Source organism: Ideonella sp. B508-1 (assembly GCF_000333615.1).
Lineage (GTDB): Bacteria > Pseudomonadota > Gammaproteobacteria > Burkholderiales > Burkholderiaceae_C > Ideonella.
Map to the genome: position 1 here is coordinate 1 of NZ_BADL01000545.1, position 2,067 is coordinate 2,067.

Here is a 2,067-nt window from a genome sequence, read left to right on the forward strand (position 1 = left end):
AGGATGTTGCCCGGCGCAGCCAGCGGGCCGTAGCGCAGCGAGCCCGCTCCGCCAAAGCCGCCGCCGAACAGGCCGCCCAACGTGGCGCTGCGGAAGGTGGAGGGCAGCCAGCGCAGCTCCCAGCCCAGCGGCCGTGCGGCGTCGTCGAAGGCCGCCAGGCGGATGCCGGCCTGGGCGCGCCCCACGCCGGGCCGCGCCCACAGAAAGGCGTTGTAGGCGCTCATGTCCAGGATCAGGCCGCCGTGCAGCGGCGTGCACTGGCCGTAGTTGCCGGTGCCGGTGCCGCGCAGCGTGATGGGAATGGCCAGGCGGGCGCAGGCGCCCACCACGGCGCGGATCTCGTCCTCGGTCCTGGGCCGCACCGCGATGTCGCCGTGCTTGCCGGCCAGGGTGCGTTCCAGCACCGGGCTGTACCAGGCGAAGTCGCGCGAGAGGTTCTCCACGCGGTGCGGTTCGGTGATCCAGTCGAGCGTGGGCAGCTCGGCGCGCAGGGTGTCGATGGGATAGGCGGAAGGGGTCATGGTGGAGATGTCGAAGAGGGGCGCTTCATTCCTGGGCCTGGGCGCTGCTGTGCCAGCCGCCCAGGGCCCAGCGGGCCAGCAGGCCCATCAGGGCGAAGAGCAGCACGCCGGTGAGCGAGATCAGCAGCAGCGCGGCGAACATGCGGGGGATGTTGAGCTGGAAGCCGGCCTGCAGGATCTGGTAGGCCAGGCCCGCGCCGCTGCCGCCGGTGCCGGCCACGAACTCGGCCACCACCGCGCCGATCAGGGCCAGGCCGCTGGAGATGCGCAGGCCGCCGAAGAAGTAGGGCAGGGCGCCGGGCACGCGCAGGCGGATGAGCTGTTGCCAGCGGCTGGCGCGCTTCATGCGGAAGTAGGCCAGCAGGTCCGGGTCCACGCTGCGCAGGCCCAGTGTGGTGTTGGAGATGACCGGGAACAGCGCCACCAGCGTGGCGCACACCACCAGCGACAGCGTCGGGTCCTTGACCCAGATGATGATGAGCGGGGCCACCGCCACGATGGGCGTGACCTGCAGCAGCACCGCGTAGGGCAGCAGGGCCAGTTCAATCAGCCGACTCTGCACGAAGAGGAAGGAGATCAGCACGCCGATGACGGTGGCCGCCGCGAAGGACAGCAGCGTGATCTTCAGCGTGACCCACAGCGCCGGCATCAGCATGCCCGCGTCTTCCACCAGGGTCTTGAACATCAGGATGGGCGAGGGCACCAGGTAGGCCGGCAGCTGCAGCGCGTCCACCGTGCCTTGCCAGGCGCCCAGCAGCACCAGCAGCACCAGCAGCGGGTAGACCACCTGCTGCACGCGCGGGCGCAGCAGCAGCGGGGTGCGGGTCGGGGTGGTGGGCCGGCTCATGCGCTGACCTCCTCGGCATCCTGACCAGTCTGGCTGGCGCGCAGCAGGCTGTCCTGCAGGCGGCGGGCCTGGGCGGCAAAGCGCTCGGACACCATGAAGTCCGCGCTGCGCGGGTAGGGCTCGTCGATGGTGAACTCTTCCACCACGCGGCCGGGCCGCGCGGCCATCACCACCACGCGGGTGGAGAGGAACACCGCCTCGTGGATGGAGTGGGTGACGAAGACGACGGTGAGGCCGCGCTGCTTCCACAGGGCCAGCAGGTCGGCATCCAGGCGGTGGCGGGTGATCTCGTCCAGCGCGCCGAAGGGCTCGTCCATCAGCAGCAGGTCCGGCCGGGTGAGCAGACCGCGGGCGATGGAGGCGCGCATCTGCATGCCGCCGGACAGGGCCCGCGGCAGGGCGCGGTCGAACTTCTCCAGGCCGACCAGCTTCAGCACCTCGTCCACCCGGGCATCGGCCTTGGCGCGGGGTACGCCGGCCAGGTCCAGCGGATTTCTTATTGAGCCCTCGGCTGCATTCCTTCGCTGCCTTAACCCTGTCGTTGAGCTTGTTGATCTTTCTCTGAGCCTCTTCGGACTCCTTGCCTAGCAGGAGAATCGCATTGCAGTTCCCGGAGTCAAAGGACAGGTTGTTTCTTACAAAATCTGAATTGAAGACGCGAACGGATAGGACGGACTCATGGAAATTTCTTTCTGTGAT

At 68.9% G+C, this 2,067-nt stretch carries 2 protein-coding genes and 1 pseudogene; all 3 read right to left on the bottom strand.

The window, feature by feature from the left end; translation table 11 throughout:
• A partial coding sequence (locus I73_RS21505; protein WP_022982510.1) for an FAD-binding oxidoreductase occupies nt 1-521 on the bottom strand: 521 nt, incomplete at its 3' end.
• Nucleotides 522-546: 25 nt separating this feature from the next.
• Nucleotides 547-1,368 (bottom strand): ABC transporter permease, encoded by an 822-nt coding sequence (locus tag I73_RS21510; protein ID WP_022982511.1) that lies wholly within the window; start codon nt 1,366-1,368, stop codon nt 547-549.
• Nucleotides 1,365-1,874, bottom strand: a pseudogene (locus I73_RS29710) (ABC transporter ATP-binding protein); the annotation flags it as partial. The pseudogene I73_RS29710 and the gene I73_RS21510, both read right to left, overlap by 4 nt.
• Between the last annotated feature and the right edge of the window lie 193 nt (nt 1,875-2,067).

Excerpts from the sequence above, each read along its gene's own strand:
- I73_RS21510 (WP_022982511.1), bottom strand. The coding sequence starts at position 1,368 with ATGAGCCGGCCCACCACCCCGACCCGCACCCCGCTGCTGCTGCGCCCG.